Raw genomic sequence first — 18,295 nt, forward strand, 5'->3', positions numbered from 1 at the left:
CCCTACAAAGCGGCGCCTCCTCAGCCGGTCGTGCTTTCGGGCGTGTTTTCCATGCGCTTGCTGAGCGCGCCCAATTGCAGCTCGATGGAGAACAGCCGCTCGTTCAGCACCGCCGTCTGGAGCCGGATCGCCTCGATGATGGCCCGGGTCTGCGGGTCGGGGGCGTTGTCGCAGAGTTCGGCCAGGTCATGCAGCTTCTTGCGCAGTTCATTGCTCATGGAAGGCTCCGGTGATCGATCGCGTCGTGGGAGTCGCCAGTATGGGGTCTCGTCGACGCTCCGGCAATGCGCGCGCTCTCGGTCGGCCAGGGTCAGCCAGCTTTCGGGCTCGATGCGCCGCGACGATCTCGTCCGGCCCGAACCACAGCTTCAGCGCTTGCGGAATCCGCGGTTGAGTGAACCATGCGGTTGAGTATCTGGAAGGCCCCGGAGGCCAGTCAAGCGACACGGGTTGCCTTGCGGCGGGCACGCAGGCCGCGCAGGCCGCGCAGGCCAACTACCGGGCGATATGCTCGCCTTCGACACACCGGCACCCGACGAAGGAGAACCATCGATGCCCGACCTGCGCCAGCTGTATCCCCCGATCGAACCCTACGAGAGCGGCATGCTCGATGTGGGCGACGGCCACCGCATCCGCTACGAGCGGGTGGGAACGCCCGGCGCCAAGCCGGCGGTGTTCCTGCACGGCGGCCCTGGCGGCGGCATCTCGCCCGACCATCGGCGGCTGTTCGATCCGGCGCGCTACGACCTGATGCTGTTCGACCAGCGCGGCTGCGGCCTGTCGCAACCGCACGCCGGCCTGGAAGCCAACACCACCTGGCACCTGGTGGCCGACATCGAGCGCCTTCGCGAACGCGCGGGTGTCGACAGCTGGCTCGTGTTCGGCGGCTCCTGGGGCTCCACGCTCGCCCTCGCCTATGCACAGAAGCACCCCGAGCGCGTGAGCGAACTGGTGCTGCGCGGCATCTACACCGTGACCCGCGCCGAGCTGAACTGGTACTACCAGTTCGGCGTGTCGGAGATGTTCCCCGACAAGTGGGAGAAGTTCCAGGCTCCCATTCCCGAGGCCGAGCGCGGCGACATGATCGCGGCCTATCGCAAGCGGCTCACCGGCGACGACGCGGCGGCGCGCCTCGAGGCGGCGCGTGCCTGGAGCGTGTGGGAAGGCGAGACCATCACGCTGCTGCCGAGCTCGGCGCTCGCCGAAACGCATGCTGGCGATCATTTCGCGCTGGCCTTCGCGCGGCTGGAGAACCACTACTTCGTGCACGACGCCTGGCTCGAAGAAGGCCAGTTGCTGCGCGATGCGCACCGGCTGCACGGCATTCCCGGCGTGATCGTGCACGGCCGCTACGACATGCCCTGCCCCGCGCGCTTCGCCTGGGCGCTGCACAAGGCATGGCCGCAGGCCGAATTCCACCTGGTCGAAGGCGCGGGGCATGCGTACTCGGAGCCCGGCATCCTCGACCGGCTGGTGCGCGCGACCGACGGCTTCGCGGCGCGCTGAGCCCGGCTGGGCGGGAACGCTTTATGCGTGCTGCGGCGCAGCATCATCACCCCCTGCGAAGGAGCGCCCCATGCTGGACCGTACCGCCACCCAGTTCTCCCACGTCAAGCCCGGTGACACCGAGTTCGTCTCGGGCGGCTTGCGCGACTTCTTCCTCTACCGCGACCTGGGCATCGCCGAGGCCACCAACGGCAAGGTGATCGCGCACCTCGTCAAGGCCAACATGGCACCGGAAACGGGCACCGGCTGGCACCGCCACGAAGCGGACTTCCAGATCGTGATCATGGTCAAGGGCTGGGCCCGCTTCATGTACGAGGACAAGGAAACGCTGGTCGAGGCCGGCGACGTGGTGCACCAGCGCCCGGGCATACGGCACTTCCTGTTCGACTACTCGCCCGACATGGAGTACCTGGAAATCGTCTCGCCGGCCGACTTCAAGAGCATCGATGTCGAGCCGGTCTGCGAGATCCCGCCGCCGACGCCTTGGAAGTAGCGGCGGCGCCGGCGGCTCCACCGCCGGCCGAAAGAAAGCTGTCTTGCACCTGACCTGCAAGGTAAAGAAATCCGGCTGTATCGCGCGCCAAACACCTTGCCAACAACTACTTCAAATAAGATTCATTCGCGGTAAGAATTTCCGTCGGTGGTGCTTTTGTTTGCGCCACATCGGCCCGGGCCGTGTCGCCCGCGCACCCTTCGGAAAGCTCGCAATGAATCGTCTCTCGTCTTCGACACGCCGCCGCACGCCTGTTGCGCTCGCACTTGTCGGCCTTGTTTCCTCGCTGCCCGCCGCGTTCGCGCAGCAGATCCCGCAACCGGTGGCGCCGAGCAGCACCGCGAGTTCGCCTGCCCCGGGCACATCGGTGCCGACCACGCTGCGCGAAGTCCAGGTGCAGGGCGCGCAGGACAGGACCGGCTTCGGCGCCAACCCCGCGACCATCAGCCGCCTGCCGGCCGACCTGCGCGATGCGCCGCAATCCGTCACCGTGATCAACCAGGCCGTGATGCAGTCGCAGGCCGCGACTTCGCTGGCCAGCGCGCTGCGCAACGTGCCGGGCCTGACCATCGGCGGCGCCGAGGGCGGGCAGATCGGCACCAACATCAACCTCAACGGCTTCTCGGCCCGCACCGACCTTTATCTGGACGGCGCGCGCGATCGCGCCCAGTACTACCGCGACACCTTCGCGCTCGAATCGGTCGAGGTGCTCATGGGCCCGTCGTCGATGCTGTTCGGCCGCGGTTCCACCGGCGGCATCATCAACCAGGTGACCAAGAAGCCGTCGCTCACGCCGGCGGGCGAAGTGTCGGTGTCTGCCAGCACCACGGGCCTGGTGCGCTCGACCGTCGACGTCAACCGCCCGCTGTCCGACACCTCGGCCTTCCGCATCGCGGCCATGGGCCAGCAGGGCGACGCCAGCACGCGCGAGCAGACGAAGCTGAAGGACTTCGGCCTGGACGCGTCGCTCAAGTTCGGCATCAACACGCCGACGCAGATCACGCTGTCGGCGCTGGTGCAGCACAACCGCGACCAGCCCGACTACGGCGTGCCGCCGCTCAACGGCCATCCGGCCAAGGTCGACCGCGACCAGGCCTACGGCTTCAGCGACGACCGCACGATCTCCGACATCCAGGCCTTCGGTGCCCTGGTGCAGCACAAGATCACGGCCGACACGTCGATCCGCAACCAGACGCAGTACAACGACGTGACCACCGACGCACGCGAGACCGCGCCGCAGTCCATCGGCACGCTGTCGTCGAAGAACGTGTTCACGCCCTTCTCCACCGGCACCACCGCCGTGCCGGCGGCCGCCTTCTCGTCGCTGCCGCTGAACACGCTGTGGGTGCGCCAGCAGAGCCATGACCGCACGATCCACGACAAGTCGCTGTTCAACCTGACCGAGCTCAGCACCAGGTTCAATACCGGCTCCGTCAAGCATTCGCTGCTCATTGGCCTCGAACTGGGCCACGACACCTACGAGAACCAGGCCTACTACCGCAACGGCACCTGCAACGGCGTGGCATTGAACCCGGCGGGCGGCACCAGCGGCTATGCCGCCTGCTCGCCGCTGCTGGCGCCCTACCAGGGCAACACGCCGGGCACCGCGCCCAGCCTGCGCGGCAACCTCGCCAACGCCAGCGCCACCACGGTGGCCGGCTATGTGAACGACACGATCGAGCTCAGCCCGCAGTGGAAGCTGGTGGCCGGCGTGCGCCAGGACCACTACCGCGCCAGCATCTCCAACAGCATTCCCACCGCGACCACGCTGGCCTCCGAGAGCCAGACGGTCGACTTCACCAGCGTGCGTGCGGGCGCCATCTGGCAGCCCACGCCCGAGCAGTCGTACTACGTGTCTTACAGCACGTCGTTCAACCCCTCGCTCGAGCAGCTCGTGGCCACCACGGGCGCCACGCAGCCGCTGCCGCCCGAGAAGAACAAGGCCTACGAACTCGGCGGCAAGTGGGACCTGAACGACGGCAACCTCTCGCTCACGGCCGCCGGGTTCCAGATCACGCAGACCAACGCCCGCGCGCAGAACAACGACGGCACCTACAGCGCGACCGGCACGATCCGCGTGAACGGCGCGCGCGCCGGCGTGGCCGGCCGCGTGACCGACAAGCTGCAGTTGTTCGGCGCCTACACGCACCTGGACGCGACCATCATCGACGGCATCGCCCCCGGCACGCTCGGCAAGGTGCCAGCCAACACGCCGAAGGACGCGGCCAGCCTGTGGGCCACCTACGCCATCACGCCCGAATGGGAAGTCGGCGGCGGCACCACCTACAGCGCGAAGCGCTACGCCAACAACACCGACCTGGTGGAGGTCGGCGGCTACGTCCGGCTCGATGCGATGCTGGCTTACCATCAGCCCAAGTACGACATCCGGCTGAACCTGTTCAACCTGGCCAACCGCCACTACTACGACGCGCTGATCCCCTCGGACGGCGGGCGCGCGGTGCCGGGCTCGGGCCGGGCCGCCACGCTGACCTTCACCTACCGCCTCTGAGCCTGCAACCGAAGAAAGAAGCCACGCCATGCTGGTCTGCATCCCCGGTGTCCTCGACCGCGACGCGCTCGCCGCGGTTCGCGCGCGCCTTGATGCGGCCGGCGACGCCTGGGTCGACGGCCGCGTGACGGCGGGCCACCAGGGCGCGCCGGTCAAGTTCAACCAGCAGATCGACGAGGGCTCGGCGGTGGCGCACGAGTGCCAGTCGATCATCGCCAGCGCGCTCGAGCGCCATCCCACGTTCATCAGCGCGGCGCTGCCCAACCTGCTGTATCCGCCGATGTTCAACCGCTACAGCGAAGGCATGCGCTTCGGCCTGCACGTGGACGGCGGCGTGCGCATCGACCCGCGCACCGGCCGCAAGCTGCGCACCGACCTGTCGGCCACGCTGTTCCTGTCGGAGGCCGACAGCTACGACGGCGGCGAGCTGCAGATGGAAGACACGCACGGCATGCAGACCGTGAAGCTCGCGGCCGGCGACATGGTGCTCTACCCCGCCACCAGCCTGCACCAGGTGACGCCCATCACGCGCGGCGTGCGCGTGGCCTGCTTCTTCTGGGTGCAGAGCCTCGTGCGCGACGCCGGCGACCGCGCACTGCTGTTCGACATGGACAACGCGATCCAGCGGCTGAACCAGAGCGGCGCCGACGAATCGGCACGCCGCACGCTGGTGGGCACGTATCACAACCTGCTGAGGAAGTGGAGCGACACCTAGCCGTTGGCTGTCAGCGCCCCGTAAAACGCGGCGCCCGCTTCGCCATGAATGCGGCCACGCCTTCGCGCGCATCCGCGCTGCCGGCACGCTCGCGCAGGAGCTTCCGCTCCATCGCCAGGTGTTCTTCAAAGGGCCGGCCGGGCGCGCCGGCGCACAGGGCCTTGATGCCGGCAAACGACGCACTCGCACCCTGGGCCAGCCGTGCGACGAGTGCCTCGCTGGCGGCTGCAAGTTCAGAATCGGCGTGCACCGCATCTACCGCGCCCCATGCAAGGCAGCGCTGGCTGTCGACGGCGTCGCTCAGCATCAGCAGTTGTTGCGCGCGAACGGGCCCGACGCGGCGTGAGAGAAAGTAGGAAGCCCCGGCGTCAGGCGACAGCCCGATGGCCGCATAGCCGGTTCGCAGCTTCATCGATTCGGCCGCGAGCACGAAGTCGCCGCACAAGGCGAGCCCCACGCCCGCGCCGCCCGCCGGTCCGTTCACCGCCACAACCAATGGTGCCGGGTTCGTCGAGAGCCGCAGCAGCGCGGGGTGCAAAGGTTCGAGGATGTCGTCCACCAGGTCCGGCAGCCCCTCTCCCGCTGCCACGAACTCCTCGATGTCGCCACCGGCACAGAACACACGGCCTTCACCGGTCAGCAGGATTGCGCGCGGCTTGCGCTGCAGCACGTCTTCGATGGCATGCACGAGAGCACGGCTGCTTTTCAGGCCGATCGCGTTCGCGCGCTCCGGGCGCTTGAGAACGATGCGGGCTATGTCGTCTGCTACTTCCCAGCCGACGCCTTCTTCTGTGTTCATTTCTGTTGCTCCAGGTTTGGTTTGCTTGTGTTCGGGGTGAGTGCACAGGCCACCGGGTACTCTGCTCGCGCGGGCAGTTCAAGCGCCCTGCTCAACGCTCACGCTGGCGGGGTACCTTGCGCAGCGAAATAAAGGAGGAGGCCGAAGGCCGGGGGACATTCGCGGAGCAAGGTACCCCGTCGGCGTGAGCGCGCCCCGAACACAGCCGAGCGAAGAAGAACTCAAAGCCCCGTAAGCCCCCCCGTACACATCAGAGTCTGCCCACTCACATAGTCCGACTCAGGCGCGCAAAGAAGATACACAGCCCCCGCAGCCTCTTCAGGCGTACCGCCGCGCCCCAGAGGAATCGACTGCTCCATCATCGACAACAACCCCGGGTTGATGCCCACCTTGATCTCGCGCCCCTCGATGTTCGCAGTCGTCGCTTCGGCCGTGCTCGCGGTCAGCCGCGTCTGGATGAAACCGAAGGCCACGCAATTGACGGTCACGTTCATGCGCCCCCACTCCTTCGCCAGCGTCTGCGTCATGCCCACGATGCCAGCCTTGGCCGTCGAATAATTGGCCTGCCCCGCATTGCCGAACAGCCCCGCCACCGACGAGATGTTGACCACCTTGCGCACCACGCGCCGGCCCGCTTCCGTCTCGGACTTCGACAGCGCGCGGATCACCGGCTGCGCCGCGCGCAGGATGCGGAACGGCGCCGTCAGGTGCACGTCGATCATGGCGTACCACTGCTCGTCGGTCATCTTCTGCACCACGCTGTCCCAGGTGTAGCCGGCGTTGTTGACGACGATGTCCAGTCCCTTGTATTCGTTCACCGCCATGCCGATGAAGCGCTCGGCAAAATCCGGCGCGGCCACGCTGCCGACGCAGGCCACGGCCTCGCCACCCGCCGCGCGGATGGCCTGCACGGTCTCTTCCGCCGGGGCCTCGTCAAGATCGTTGACGACGATGCGCGCGCCTTCCGACGCCAGCTTGAGCGCAATGGCCCGGCCGATGCCGCGGCCCGAACCCGTGATGAGGGCGACCTTGCCGCCGAGCTTGGGTGTCATGTCTCTGGTCCTTCTTCGGTTGATCTCAGCGCAGCGCGACGAGCGCCTCGCCCGCGATGCGCGTCTGGCCGTACTGGTTGGCGCTGAGCACCTCGACGCGCACGCAGCGCTCGCCGTCGTGCTCCAGCTTCTCGACCACCCGCCCGCTGCACCGCACCGCGTGCCCCAGGTGCGTGATGCCCTGGAAGCGCACGTCGAAGCGGCGCAGCTGCGACTGCGGCGCCCACTGCGTGATCAAGCGGCCGAGCCAGGCCATGCCCAGCATGCCTTGGGCGAACACGTCGGGCATGCCGGACTTGCGCGCGAAGTCGGTGTCGATGTGAATCGGGTTGTGGTCGCCCGAGGCGCCCGCGAACAGCGCGAGCGTGGTGCGGGTCACCGGCGGCAGTTGCAGCGCGGGCAGCTCGTCGCCGATGTTCACGGCGTCGTAGGTCGGTGCGGTCATGGGCGCGGGCTCCTTCATCAATGGCGGCAGACGATCACGGTGCGCAGCTCGGCCACCAGTTCGTCGCGCTGGTTGGTGGCGCGCGAGGTCTTGACGACGAATTCGAGCGCGCCGTTCTTCTTGTCGTAGATGTCGGTGATGGTGGAGCGCACCGTCACCGTGTCGCCCACGCAGGCTGGCCGGTGGTAGCTGAAGCCCTGCTCGCCGTGCAGCAGATTCGACAGCGGAATCCCCAGGTCGGCCAGCAACCGGTCGGAAGCGCCCGAGTCCAGTTCGGCCGCGAAAAGGAAAGTCGGCGGCGCGGGCAGGTCGGAGTAGCCGGCATCGCGCGCGGCGGCGGCATCGGTGTAGACGGGGTCGGTCTCGCCGATGGCCTTGGCGAAGAACTGCAGGCGGGTGCGCTCGATCGGCAGCACCGATGCGGGCAGCTCGTGTCCGATCCACTTCTTGTCGATCATCGCCAGGCCTTTCAAACGCGCTCGTAGAGCGTCACCACGCAGGCGCCGCCCAGGCCGAGGTTGTGCTGCAGCGCCAGCCGTGCGCCTTCCACCTGCCGCTTGTCCGCCGTGCCGCGCAACTGCTGGACCAGCTCCGTGCATTGCGCGAGCCCGGTCGCGCCGAGCGGATGCCCTTTCGACAGCAGCCCGCCCGAGGGGTTGGTGACGACCTTGCCGCCGTAGGTGTTGTCGCCGTCGAGCACGAACTTCTCCGCGCCGCCCACCGGGCACAGGCCCAGCGCCTCGTAGCTGATGAGTTCGTTGTGCGCGAAGCAGTCGTGCAGCTCGACCACGTCGACGTCCTGCGGGCCGACGCCGGCCGCGTCGTACACCTTCTGTGCGGCTTCCTGCGCCATGCTGAAGCCGACCACCTCGCGCATGTCGCGGCTCTCGAAGGTGATGGGCCGGTCGGTGGTCATGGCCTGCGCCTTGATGCGCACGCTGCGGTCCAGCCCGTGGCGCTCGGCGAAGCGCGCCGAGCACACGATGGCCGCCGCCGCGCCGCAGGTGGGCGGGCAGGCCATCAGCCGCGTCATCACGCCGGGCCACATGACGGGCGCGGCCATCACCTCGCCTTCGGTGACCACCGTTCGGAACAGCGCCACCGGATTGTTCGACGCATGGCGGCTGGCCTTGGCGCGGATCTTCGCGAAGGTGGACATCTGCGTGCCGTACTGCTGCATGTGCGCCAGGCCCGCGCCGCCGAAGTAGCGCAGCGCGAGCGGCACCTGCTCATTGCCGACCAGTTCGTCGGTGATGTTCTCGAAGTGGTCGAATGGGCTGGGCCGGTCGTTGAACACCGCACCGAGCGCACCGGGGCTCATGTGCTCGAAGCCCAAAGCCAGCACGCAGTCGGCGGCGCCGCTGGCCACGGCCTGGCGCGCCAGGAACAGCGCAGTCGACCCCGTGGAGCAATTGTTGTTGACGTTGACGACCGGAATGCCGGTCATGCCCACTTCGTAGAGCGCGCGCTGGCCGGCGGTGGAGTCGCCGTAGACGTAGCCCACGTAGGCCTGCTGCACCAGCTCGTACCCGATGCCGGCGTCTTTCAGGGCGGCATTGGCGGCGTGGCTGGCCATCTGCGGGTACGGCTGGTTCGCGCCGGGCTTGGTGAAGGGGATCATGCCGACCCCGGCTACATAGGCGTCCTGACTCATAAGAGGCTCCTGGGAAATTGATGGATTGAATGGAAGAAGGCCGGGTTCAGGCGACGCCGCGCTGGCGCCCCTGCCAGAAGGGTTCGCGCAGCTTGGTCTTGAGCACCTTGCCCGCGCCCGACAGCGGCAGCGCTTCGAGCACGGCCACGCTGCGCGGGCACTTGTAGCTGGCGATCAGCGTCTTGCAGTGGGCGATCAGCTCTTCCGGGCGTATGCCCTGGCCCGGCTTGAGCACCAGCGCCGCATGCACGGCCTCGCCCCACTCCTCGCTCGGTATGCCGATGACCGCGCAGGCCGCCACGGCCGGATGCTGGTTGATGGCGTTCTCCACTTCGGCCGAGTACACGTTCTCCCCGCCGCTGATGATCATGTCCTTGAGCCGGTCGACCACGAAGATGTAGCCGTCGTCGTCCATGTAGGCGCCATCGCCGGTGTGCATCCAGCCGTCGCGCACGGCGGCGGCCGTCTGCTCCGGCTTGTTCCAGTAGCCCTGCATCACGTTGGGGCCGCGCACGGCCACTTCGCCGACGGTGCCGCGCGGCACTTCGGCGCCGTCCGCATCGACGATGCGCACTTCCATGCAATAGCTCGCGCGCCCGGCCGAGCGCAGCTTGCCGCGCTTGCGCCCTTCGGCCGTGTGGTTGCAAGGCGGATTGATGGTGGCGATGGGCGACAGCTCGGTCATGCCGTAGGCCTGCGCGAACTCCACGCCCGGAAAAGCCTCCATCGCGCGGTTCAGCACCGCCTCGGAAATCGGCGAGGCGCCGTAGGTGATGCAGCGCAGGCTGCCCAGGTCGCGCGGCTCGCGCATCGAAGGGTGGTCGACCAGCATCTGGATCATGGTCGGCACCAGCAGCGCATGGGTGACGCGGTCGGCGGCAATGGCGTTGAGCACGGCTTCCGGGCTGAACGCCGGCACGATGGCATGGGTGCTGCCCTGGAACCAGTGCGGCGTGGCCAGGCCCATGTCGGCCAGGTGGAACATCGGCGCGGCGTGCAGGTAGCAGGAGCCGGGCGGCGCCAGGCCTTCGCCGAGCGCCGCGAAGCCCGAGGCGCAGATGTTGGCGTGGCTCAGCATCACGCCCTTGGGAAAGCCGGTGGTGCCGCCGGTGTAGAAGATGCCGGCCAGGTCTTCGTCGCGGCGCGCGGCGTCGGGCACCGGCGCGGCGGCGTCGATCAGCGCCTCGTAGCCGTGCATGCCGGCGGGTTGCGCGCCGTCGCCGCAATAGATCACCTCGCGCAGGCTGGTGGCCTGGCCGCGCATCTGCTCGACCAGCGCGCGGAAGGTCTCGTCCACCAGCAGGATGGTGGAGCCGGAGTCTTCCAGCGAATACAGGATCTCCGCGGCCGACCAGCGGATGTTGCAGGGGTTGAGCACGCCGCCGCCCCACGGCACGGCCATCTGGTATTCGAGGTAGCGCCCGGAATTGAGCGCCAGCATGGCCACGCGGTCGCCAGGCTGCATGCCCAGCCGCTGCAAGGCGCCCGCCAGGCGGGCCACCCGGTCTGCGTATTCGCGGAAGCTGCGGGTGCGGCCGGCGAAGCGCACGGCCACCTTGTCGGGATGCTGCTGCACGCTGCGGTGCAGGGACTGGGTCAGGTACATGGCGAGTGTCTCCGTCTCTTTCTTGTGTGGCCGCATCGTAGGAAGCCGGCCGCGCCGCGGCGATTGCCTTTCGCTTCGATCGCATTGCAGAAAACGTCAATCGACACGGTGGCATGCTTGGGGCCTGATCGCCTCGCGCCCATGCTGCAACCGCCAGTCACCATTCCGATCGCCTTCGTCCAGGGCATGCTCTCGGGCATCCGTGCCCGGGGCCAGGCCGCGCCCGTCGATGCGAACGCGGCGCTGGAAGACGCGGGCATCGCGCCCGCGCTGCTCGACGCGCCGGGCGCGCGCGTCACTGCCGAGCAATACGTGGCGCTGTTCGCGCTGCTGATGGAGCGGCTCGACGACGAGGCGCTGGGCTTCCTCTCGCGCCGCCTGAAGCGCGGCAGCTTCGCGCTGATGACGCGCGCCACCCTGGGCGCGCCCACCTTCGAAGTGGCGCTGCGCCGCGTGGCCCATACCTTCGGCCTGCTGCAGGACGACCTGACGCTGGTGCTGCTGCACGAAGGGCCGCTGGCCGGCTTCGGGCTGCGGCTGAACGATCGCGCTGCGGTGCAGCAGAACTTCCTGCACGAGCTGATGCTGCGCGTGTACTGGCGGCTGCTCGCCTGGTTGCATGGCGGCCGGCTGGCGGCGCGGCGCTTCGATTTCGGCTTCGAGCTGCCGCCCTATGCGGACGGCTACGCCAAGGTGTTCCCGGGGCCGCTGCAGTTCGGCCAGCCCTGCACCGCCGTGTGGTTCGACGCCGGCGCGCTGCAGACGCCGGTGCATCGCGACACCCAGGCCATGAACGTGTTCCTGGCAGCGGCGCCGGCCAACGTGATACTGCCCCGGCTGGCGGAGCAGGCGGTGAGCGCGCGGGTGCGCTCCGTGCTGCAGCAGAACCGGCCGGCATGGGCCGACCTCGCGACGGCCGCGAGCAGCCTGCACATGTCGGTCAGCACGCTGCAGCGGCACCTGGCGACCGAAGGCACGTCGTTCCAGTCGCTGAAGGACCAGCTGCGGCGCGACCTTGCCATCGTGCGGCTCAACACCAGCACCGTGCCGCTCGCGGCGCTGGCGGAAGAGCTGGGCTTCGCGGACAGCGCCGCGTTCCAGCGGGCCTTCAAGGCCTGGACGGGCGGCGCGCCGGGCTCGTACCGGCGGGGGGGGCGCCGCGAAGCGGGCTCCGAGGAGTAGCCCTCTTCATCTCGTGATTCAGCCCCCGGCCGTCACCACTTCACCCGCACGCCCAGCGAGCCGTTGATGCCGCTCCTGACCTTGGTGTCGCCACCCGAAGACCACAGCTTGCCGATTTCGCCATAGAGGCTCGTCGACTGGTTCAGGGTCAGCGTGAAGCCGCCCGCCAGTTCGGTGCTGGTGCCGCCGATCGGCGCCGCGATGTCGGTCGAGGTCGCGCCGTTGACGAAGCGCGCCACGTCGGTGCCACGGGAAGTCTTGTAGACGTTCACGCGGCCGTACGGCTGCAGCATGCCCATGCCGGTATCGATCTCGCCCTTGACCCGCACGCCCGCACGGGCCAGCCAGCCGCTGTCGACCTGGGGCTGGACCACCGCGCCCAGGATGGCCGAGTTGCTCAGGTCCATGTGCTGGTGGATCAATTGCAACTGCGGCTCGACGGTCCAGCCGCTGGCGCCGATCGGGAAGGCCTGGCCCACTTCGATAGAGCCCAGCAGGCTGTTGCCCTTGCCGGCCGCGCCGATGCCCATCAGCGGCTCGACCGTGTAGCGATGGCGGCCCGACTGCACCACGGCGTCGGCATAGAAGCCGCTGTCGCTGGTGTAGGTGCCGTACACGCCCACGTACTGGCTGCGCAGGTCGTTGCGGCCCACGCTCAGGTTGCTCACGCCGCTGGCATAGCCGCTGACACGCGCATCGCCGTCGAGCTGGCCGACGTAGATGCCGGCGCGCCAGTTGGGCGTGGCGAGCAGGTCGGTGCCGGCCTGGAAGCCGGTCAGGCGGCCCTTGCTGGTGGGCGAGACGGTGCCGCCCTGCTGGATGTCGATGTCGGTCGACAGCACGCGGGCCCAGGCACGGCGGTCGGAGCCGGTCGCGCTGGGCGCGGTGCCCTTCACGTCGTCGTCGCCCACGCGCTTGCGCACGTCGCCCAGCATCGCGAGGCTGCCCTGGCGCAGCTGGTTGGGCAGCGCGGCGTAGAGCGAGGTCTCGGGGCGGTAGTAGGTCACGCCCTTCTGCGCCGAGCGCAGATACCAGTTCTCGCCCTGGCCGAGCGCGTCGGCGGCATACAGGCGGTACTCGAAGGCGCCGGCATCCACATGGCCGCCCGCGAGCGAGAACGCGTCCTTGGTGGTCTGCGCGGTGGTCTTCGCGCCGTTCTGCGCGGTGATCACCTCGATGCCGTTGCCGTTGGTCAGCGCGCCCAGGCCGCCGATGTTGGTGATCTGCACCGTGGTGTTGCCGCTGGCCGAAGCGGCGGGGCCGTTGAGGATCAGCCGGTCCGAGGGCGGGCCGTTGAAGTACAGCGTGGTGCCGAGCTTGAGCACGCCGCCGTTGCCCACGTACGCGCCGTTCACCGTCAGCGTGGTGCCGGGCACGGTGCCCACCAGCGACACGGTGCCGCTGTTGCTCAGCGAAGCCACGGTCTGGCTGTAGCCCGCCAGGTCCAGCGTCGCGCCCGCGGCCACGTTGTGCGCCGAAGCGACGCTGAAGGTGTTGGCCGCGCCTGCACGCAGCGTGCCCTGCGCCACGTCGGTCGCGCCGGTGTAGCTGTTGGCGCCCGAAAGCGTCAGCGTGCCGGTGCCGATCTTGGTGATGAAGCCCGCACCGCTGATGGCGCCGCTCAGGCCGGCGTCGAAGGCGCCCGTGTCGATGATCGGGTCGCTGTTGCCGGTGAAGCGGATCGCGTTGGCAATCGTCATGCCGGGCGCGGTGAAGCCGATCGCGGTGCCGTCGTCCATCGCCAGTTCGCCGGTGCCCAGCGCCTGCGCGTTGCCGAGGTTCAGGCGCCCCTTGAGCAGCGCGGTGCCGCCGGTGTAGGTGTTGGCGCCCGACAGCGTGAGCGTGCCCGTGCCTTCCTTAACCAGCGAGCCGCCGACGCCCGAGATCACGCCCGAGATTTCGGTGCTGGTGTTCAGGCCGCCCGTGGTCAGCGTCTTGTTGCCCAGCAGCACGCGGCCGCCGCCCTCCAGCGAGCCGATCGAAGTGCCAGCCGTGGTGAGGCCGCGGATGTTGACCACCGCGCCCGTCTTGTTGACCACCGTGGCCTGCGCGGCCGTGGCGCGGTCTCGGATGTCGAGCGAAGCGGTCGCCTCGTTGACGATGGTCGCGCGGCCGGCCGAGCCGTCGTCCCAGATGTTGGTCGAGCCGCCCGCAGAGTTGACGATGCGTGCATTGCCCGCGGTGGCGTTGTTCCACACCGTGACGCTGCCGCCGCGGTTGTCGAACACGGCATCGCCCGCCGTCGAATTGCCGGCGAAGGTGACGCTGCCGCCCTTGTAGTTCAGGAAGCTCGCGCGCCCGGCCGAGGTGTCGTCCCTGAACTCGATGGCGCCGCCGTTGATGCCGGGGCTGGCGGCGGCGGTGGTGAAGCGCAGGTCGCCCGCGCCGGCATTGCCGGTGAAGGCCAGGTAGCCGCTGGCATTGACGTTCACCGGGCCGGTGCCCAGCGCGCCGCTGACGCTCGCGCTCACGCTGCCGGCGTCGATGCTGGTGCCGCCTGTGTAGGTGTTGGCGGTTGCCAGCGCCAGGTCGCCGGTGCCGATCTTGCGCAGGCTGCCCGAGCCGCTCATCGTGCCGCCGAAGGTGCCGTCGGTCGACTGGTCGAAGGTGACGTTGGCGTTGTTGACGATCTCGCCCTGCAGGCTGGTGGTGTTGCCCTGCAGCACGCCGGCCGACACGACGGTGCCGCCGGTGTAGTTGTTGGCGCCGGTCAGCACCAGCGTGCCGTAGTCGTCCTTGGTCAGGCCGCCCGCGCCGGTGAGCTGCGAGGCGATGGTCGCCGTCATCGAAGCGCCCGAGCGCGTGCCGTCGCCCACCTTGATGACGGTGTGCGCGTTGCCCAGCGTCAGCGCATCGCCCTGCACCACGTAGCCGTCGGAGAAGAACTGCGCGCCGCCGATGCTGATGTCGCCGCCGCTGTTGTCCACCGTGACGGTGCCCGCGGTGCCGCCGAACATGGCGAACTGGTTGGGCTTCCAGGTGGCGTTGTAGCCGCCTTCGCTGTTGGTCCAGGTGTCGTTGGGGCTGCCGGGGCTGCCGATGCGCCAGGTGCCCGAGCCGCCGCCCACGTTGCCGTTGTTGACCGTGTCGCCGCCGTCCCAGAAGCCGAGCTGCACGCCGGTGCTGTTGATCAGGTTGACTTCCTTGGCCACGCTGGTCTGCACGTACAGGTCGCCGGCCGTGACCGGGGTGTTGCCGATATTCAGGCCGTTGTCGGTCAGCGAGCCGGTGTACTTGACGAGGCGGTACAGCCCCGGGCCGAAGCTGCCGCCGGCCGTCTCGGTGACGTTCAGCGTGCCGCCTAGCACCAGGTTGCCGTTGACCTGGACCAGGTCGTTGAGCGGGTCTTCGCCGACGGCGCCGAGGTGGTGGTTCAGGAACGAGCCCTTGTCCATGCTCAGGTCGCCGGTCGTCAGGGTGCCGGGGCTGTTGCCCGGCGCGAGCGAACCGCCGCTGGCCACGTTGACCGCGCCGCTGATGGTGCCGCCGCCGGCCAGCGTGGCGCCGGCGCCGACCTGCACGGTGCCGCTGCCGGTCGCGCTGCCGCTGGTGTTGTTCACCCGCAGCGTGCCGCCGTTCACCAATGTGTTGCCGGTGTAGGTGTTGGCGCCGGTGATCTCGAGCTCGCCCGCGCCGTTCTTGGTCAGGCTGCCCGCGCCGCCGACGGTGCCGGTGAAGCTCGAGTCGTCGGAGCGGTCGAAGACCAGGTTGCCGTTGGCCGTGACCGCTCCCGAGAGCGTGCCGCTCTTGCCGCCGTTGCCGACCTGCAGCGTCGCGCCCTTGCCGATGGTGGTGCCGCCGCTGTAGCTGTTGGTGCCGGCCAGGATCAGCGTGCCGGTGCCGTTGTCGCTCAGGCTGCCGGTGCCGCCGATGTCGCCGGCCACGGTGTAGCTGTCGGAGCGGTTGAACACCAGCGCGGCGTTGTTGGTGATGTTGCCGGCGATGCTGCCCTTGGTGCCGCCGTTGCCGACCTGCAGCGTGCCCGCGTCGATGGTGGTGCCGCCGCCGTACGTGCTGGTGCCGGTGAGCGTGAGCTTGCCGGCGCCCGACTTCGTCAGGCTGCCGGTGCCGGTGATGCCGCCGGCATATGCGATGTCGTCGGAGCGGTTGAACTGCAGCACGCCGTTGTCGACGATGTCGCCGCTGATGCTGCCGGTGGTGCCGCCGTTGCCGACCTGCAGCGTGCCCGCGTCGATGGTCGTGCCGCCGCCGTAGGTGTTGGTGCCGGTCAGCGTCAGCGTGCCGGCGCCGCTCTTCACCAGCTTGCCCGCGCCCGCGATGGCGCCGCCGAACAGGCCGCTTGCGATCGTGGTGGCCTGCGCGCTCTTGAAGCCGGTCTGCAGCGTGCCGGCGCCCTGGATGTTGCGGATGGAGACGTTCTGGCCGTTCAGGTCGAGCGTGGCGCCGCCGTTCACGGTGGTCGAGGCGATGTTGCCGAGGACTGTGCTCATCAGCGGCCCGTTGCCCACGCGCAACGTGCCTCCGGCAACGACCACGGCGGCGCTGCTGTCCACCGTGGCGCTGTTGCTGGCAACGTTGACGACGCCGGTCTCGGTGGCGCTGCCGAAGGTGGCGGTGGCGTTCGCCCCCAGGTTCAGCGCGCCGCCCAGCGCCAGCGTGCGGTTGGTGGCGGCGGCGACGGTGCTGGCCGTTCCGGCCGCGAAGCTCACGCCGTTCGAGAGGTTCATGGTCGACGTCGCGGCCAGCTTGCCGCCGGCCATCGTCAGGCCGCCGCTTCCGAGCGCGTTGGCCGCCGCAACCTGCAGCGTGCCGCTGTTGACCCTGGTGCCGCCGCCATACGTGTTGGCGCCCGAGAGCGTGAGCGTGCCCGTGCCGCTCTGGGTCACGCTGCCGCTGCCGCTGATGGTGCGCGTGAAGTTCGTCGCATTGGAGCGGTTGAACACGAGCGCCGCGTTGTTGGTGATGTTGCTGTTGTCGATGCTGCCGGTGGTGCCGCCGTCGCCCAGTTGCAGCGTGCCGCCGCTGATGGTGGTGTTGCCGGTGTAGCTGTTGGCGCCACTGAGCACCAGCGTGCCCGCCGTCGTCTTCACGAGCTGGCCGGTGCCGGTGATGGAGCCCGAGAAGTTGCCCGACTGCACCGTGGTGGTCTGCGCGGGGAAGTTGCCGGTCCGGGTCTTCAGCGTTCCGGCGCCCTGCAGGTTGCCGATGGTGACGTTGTAGCCGTTCAGGTCCAGCGTGGCCCCGGTATTGACCGTGGTGGAGGCAACGTTGGGGAAGATCGTCGCGGCGCGGGTGGCGTCCGCCACCTGCAGCGTGCCGCCGGCCACGACGACCGCCGCGGTGCTGGAGACGATGGTGGTGCCATCGTCCAGGCGGACGGTGCCGGTTTCGGTCGTGCTGCCGAAGACGGCGGTCGCACTGCCGTTCAAGGCCAGGTTGCCATCGATGTCGAGTGTCCGGCCGGTAGCGGCGGCCACGGTGCTGCGCTGGCCGGCCGCGAAAGCCAGGTTGTTGGTCAGGCTGAGGCTCGACGTGGCGGCGAGCTTGCCGCCGTCGAGCGTGACCGTGCCGGAGCCGAGCGCGCCGGCCGTGCCGATCTGCACCGTGGTGCCGTTCCTGATGGTGGTGCCGCCGGCGTAGGTGTTGGTGGCGCCCAGCGCCAGCGTGCCGCCGCCGTCGGCCGTGAGGCTGCCGGCGCCGGAGATGACGCCGTTCATGGTGAGCTGCGCAGGCGTAGCGCCGGTGCCTTCCACGTTGACCGCGAGGTTGCCCGTGGGCTGGAACTTGCCCGTCAGCGTCCACTTGCTGCCGCTGGCGGCATTGATGCTCGAGAAGCCCTGGAACGCGGCGTCCTCTGTATTCGTGCCTTCCAGGAACAGCTTGTTGCCGGTGCCTTGGGCGACCACGCCGCCGTTGAGCACCGAGCCGGCCTTGAGAGTGAGCGAGTTGTTGCCACCGCCTAGCTGGATCGAATTGGCGCGGGTGGACTTGTCGCCCGCCAGGCCGCCGGAAATGGTGCCGCTGTTGACGATGGTGAGATTGCTGCCGACGATGCCGGCCCCGCCCTGCGCATACGCGCCCAGCTGCGTGCCGCCCAGCGCGCCGCCTTCGCCATTGCCGCCCGCGCCGCCGTAGACCGTCGCCCTGGTGACGGGGTGGGTTCCCCGGGTCGCCAGGCCCGTGCCGCCGTTTCCGCCCGTGATGGTGCCGGCGTTGGTGATCGTCACGCCGCCCACGGGCACCACCAGCACGCCCGCGCCGCCCCCGCCGCCGGCACCGGTCAGCGACGATGTGTTCGCGACCACGCCGCCGCCGTTGCCGCCATTGCCGCCAACGAGCGACCCCGTCGCCTTGACCTCGAACGACTGGGTGG

13 protein-coding genes are annotated in these 18,295 nt (G+C 69.1%); 5 read left to right on the plus strand and 8 right to left on the minus strand.

What is annotated here, in order from left to right; all coding sequences use genetic code 11:
* Positions 1–20 precede the first annotated feature (20 nt).
* A complete protein-coding gene (locus tag AC1RVW_RS24375; RefSeq protein ID WP_081267022.1) occupies positions 21–218 on the minus strand; it encodes a hypothetical protein in 198 nt (65 codons plus the stop codon).
* Between the two features lie 334 nt (positions 219–552).
* On the opposite strand from AC1RVW_RS24375, the gene pip reads away from it, so the two are divergent.
* The 4 genes from pip to AC1RVW_RS24395 all read left to right on the plus strand — a co-directional run bounded on the left by pip (position 553) and on the right by AC1RVW_RS24395 (position 5,223).
* Positions 553–1,506 carry a prolyl aminopeptidase gene (gene pip / locus AC1RVW_RS24380; RefSeq protein ID WP_493203079.1) on the plus strand — a complete coding sequence of 318 codons (954 nt, stop codon included), beginning with the start codon at positions 553–555 and terminating at the stop codon, positions 1,504–1,506.
* Positions 1,507–1,576: 70 nt separating this feature from the next.
* Positions 1,577–1,999, plus strand: coding sequence for a cupin domain-containing protein (locus tag AC1RVW_RS24385; RefSeq protein WP_081267020.1), 423 nt, complete (start codon positions 1,577–1,579; stop codon positions 1,997–1,999).
* A 214-nt stretch (positions 2,000–2,213) separates the two neighbouring features.
* Positions 2,214–4,508, plus strand: a complete 2,295-nt coding sequence (locus AC1RVW_RS24390; protein WP_493203082.1) for a TonB-dependent receptor — start codon at positions 2,214–2,216, stop codon at positions 4,506–4,508.
* A 28-nt stretch (positions 4,509–4,536) separates the two neighbouring features.
* Positions 4,537–5,223, plus strand: coding sequence for a Fe2+-dependent dioxygenase (locus AC1RVW_RS24395; RefSeq protein WP_081267018.1), 687 nt, complete (start codon positions 4,537–4,539; stop codon positions 5,221–5,223).
* A gap of 10 nt (positions 5,224–5,233) precedes the next feature.
* Here the strand turns inward: AC1RVW_RS24395 and AC1RVW_RS24400 are convergent, their stop codons facing one another.
* From AC1RVW_RS24400 to AC1RVW_RS24425, 6 genes are all read right to left on the minus strand, one after another.
* Entirely contained in the window at positions 5,234–6,022 is a 789-nt protein-coding gene (locus tag AC1RVW_RS24400) for an enoyl-CoA hydratase/isomerase family protein (RefSeq protein ID WP_493203084.1), read from the minus strand.
* Positions 6,023–6,243: 221 nt separating this feature from the next.
* On the minus strand, positions 6,244–7,074 hold the full coding sequence (locus tag AC1RVW_RS24405) for an SDR family NAD(P)-dependent oxidoreductase (RefSeq protein WP_493203086.1): 831 nt from the start codon (positions 7,072–7,074) through the stop codon (positions 6,244–6,246).
* Between the two features lie 25 nt (positions 7,075–7,099).
* Complete coding sequence (locus tag AC1RVW_RS24410; RefSeq protein ID WP_081267114.1) at positions 7,100–7,519, minus strand: MaoC family dehydratase; 420 nt, start codon at positions 7,517–7,519, stop codon at positions 7,100–7,102.
* Between the two features lie 17 nt (positions 7,520–7,536).
* Positions 7,537–7,977 (minus strand): MaoC family dehydratase N-terminal domain-containing protein, encoded by a 441-nt coding sequence (locus tag AC1RVW_RS24415; RefSeq protein WP_493203088.1) that lies wholly within the window; start codon positions 7,975–7,977, stop codon positions 7,537–7,539.
* 11 nt (positions 7,978–7,988) lie between these two features.
* Entirely contained in the window at positions 7,989–9,173 is a 1,185-nt protein-coding gene (locus AC1RVW_RS24420) for a lipid-transfer protein (RefSeq protein WP_493203090.1), read from the minus strand.
* Positions 9,174–9,219: 46 nt separating this feature from the next.
* On the minus strand, positions 9,220–10,779 hold the full coding sequence (locus AC1RVW_RS24425) for an acyl-CoA synthetase (protein ID WP_106937399.1): 1,560 nt from the start codon (positions 10,777–10,779) through the stop codon (positions 9,220–9,222).
* Between the two features lie 141 nt (positions 10,780–10,920).
* On the opposite strand from AC1RVW_RS24425, the gene AC1RVW_RS24430 reads away from it, so the two are divergent.
* The gene (locus AC1RVW_RS24430) at positions 10,921–11,961 is read left to right on the plus strand and encodes an AraC family transcriptional regulator (protein ID WP_493203092.1); all 1,041 of its coding nucleotides are present in this window, start codon (positions 10,921–10,923) and stop codon (positions 11,959–11,961) included.
* Positions 11,962–11,993: 32 nt separating this feature from the next.
* Here the strand turns inward: AC1RVW_RS24430 and AC1RVW_RS24435 are convergent, their stop codons facing one another.
* On the minus strand, positions 11,994–18,227 hold the full coding sequence (locus tag AC1RVW_RS24435; RefSeq protein ID WP_493203094.1) for an autotransporter-associated beta strand repeat-containing protein: 6,234 nt from the start codon (positions 18,225–18,227) through the stop codon (positions 11,994–11,996).
* Positions 18,228–18,295: the final 68 nt, after the last annotated feature.

It is taken from the genome of Variovorax sp. MPBD4-3 (assembly GCF_058809745.1).

Bases quoted from the DNA above. Each gene is read 5' to 3' on its own strand.
- AC1RVW_RS24425 (WP_106937399.1), bottom strand. From the start codon at position 10,779: ATGTACCTGACCCAGTCCCTGCACCGCAGCGTGCAGCAGCATCCCGAC.
- pip (WP_493203079.1), top strand. From the start codon at position 553: ATGCCCGACCTGCGCCAGCTGTATCCCCCGATCGAACCCTACGAGAGC.
- AC1RVW_RS24395 (WP_081267018.1), top strand. From the start codon at position 4,537: ATGCTGGTCTGCATCCCCGGTGTCCTCGACCGCGACGCGCTCGCCGCG.
- AC1RVW_RS24390 (WP_493203082.1), top strand. From the start codon at position 2,214: ATGAATCGTCTCTCGTCTTCGACACGCCGCCGCACGCCTGTTGCGCTC.
- AC1RVW_RS24420 (WP_493203090.1), bottom strand. From the start codon at position 9,173: ATGAGTCAGGACGCCTATGTAGCCGGGGTCGGCATGATCCCCTTCACC.
- AC1RVW_RS24375 (WP_081267022.1), bottom strand. From the start codon at position 218: ATGAGCAATGAACTGCGCAAGAAGCTGCATGACCTGGCCGAACTCTGC.
- AC1RVW_RS24405 (WP_493203086.1), bottom strand. From the start codon at position 7,074: ATGACACCCAAGCTCGGCGGCAAGGTCGCCCTCATCACGGGTTCGGGC.
- AC1RVW_RS24385 (WP_081267020.1), top strand. From the start codon at position 1,577: ATGCTGGACCGTACCGCCACCCAGTTCTCCCACGTCAAGCCCGGTGAC.
- AC1RVW_RS24400 (WP_493203084.1), bottom strand. From the start codon at position 6,022: ATGAACACAGAAGAAGGCGTCGGCTGGGAAGTAGCAGACGACATAGCC.
- AC1RVW_RS24410 (WP_081267114.1), bottom strand. From the start codon at position 7,519: ATGACCGCACCGACCTACGACGCCGTGAACATCGGCGACGAGCTGCCC.
- AC1RVW_RS24430 (WP_493203092.1), top strand. From the start codon at position 10,921: ATGCTGCAACCGCCAGTCACCATTCCGATCGCCTTCGTCCAGGGCATG.
- AC1RVW_RS24415 (WP_493203088.1), bottom strand. From the start codon at position 7,977: ATGATCGACAAGAAGTGGATCGGACACGAGCTGCCCGCATCGGTGCTG.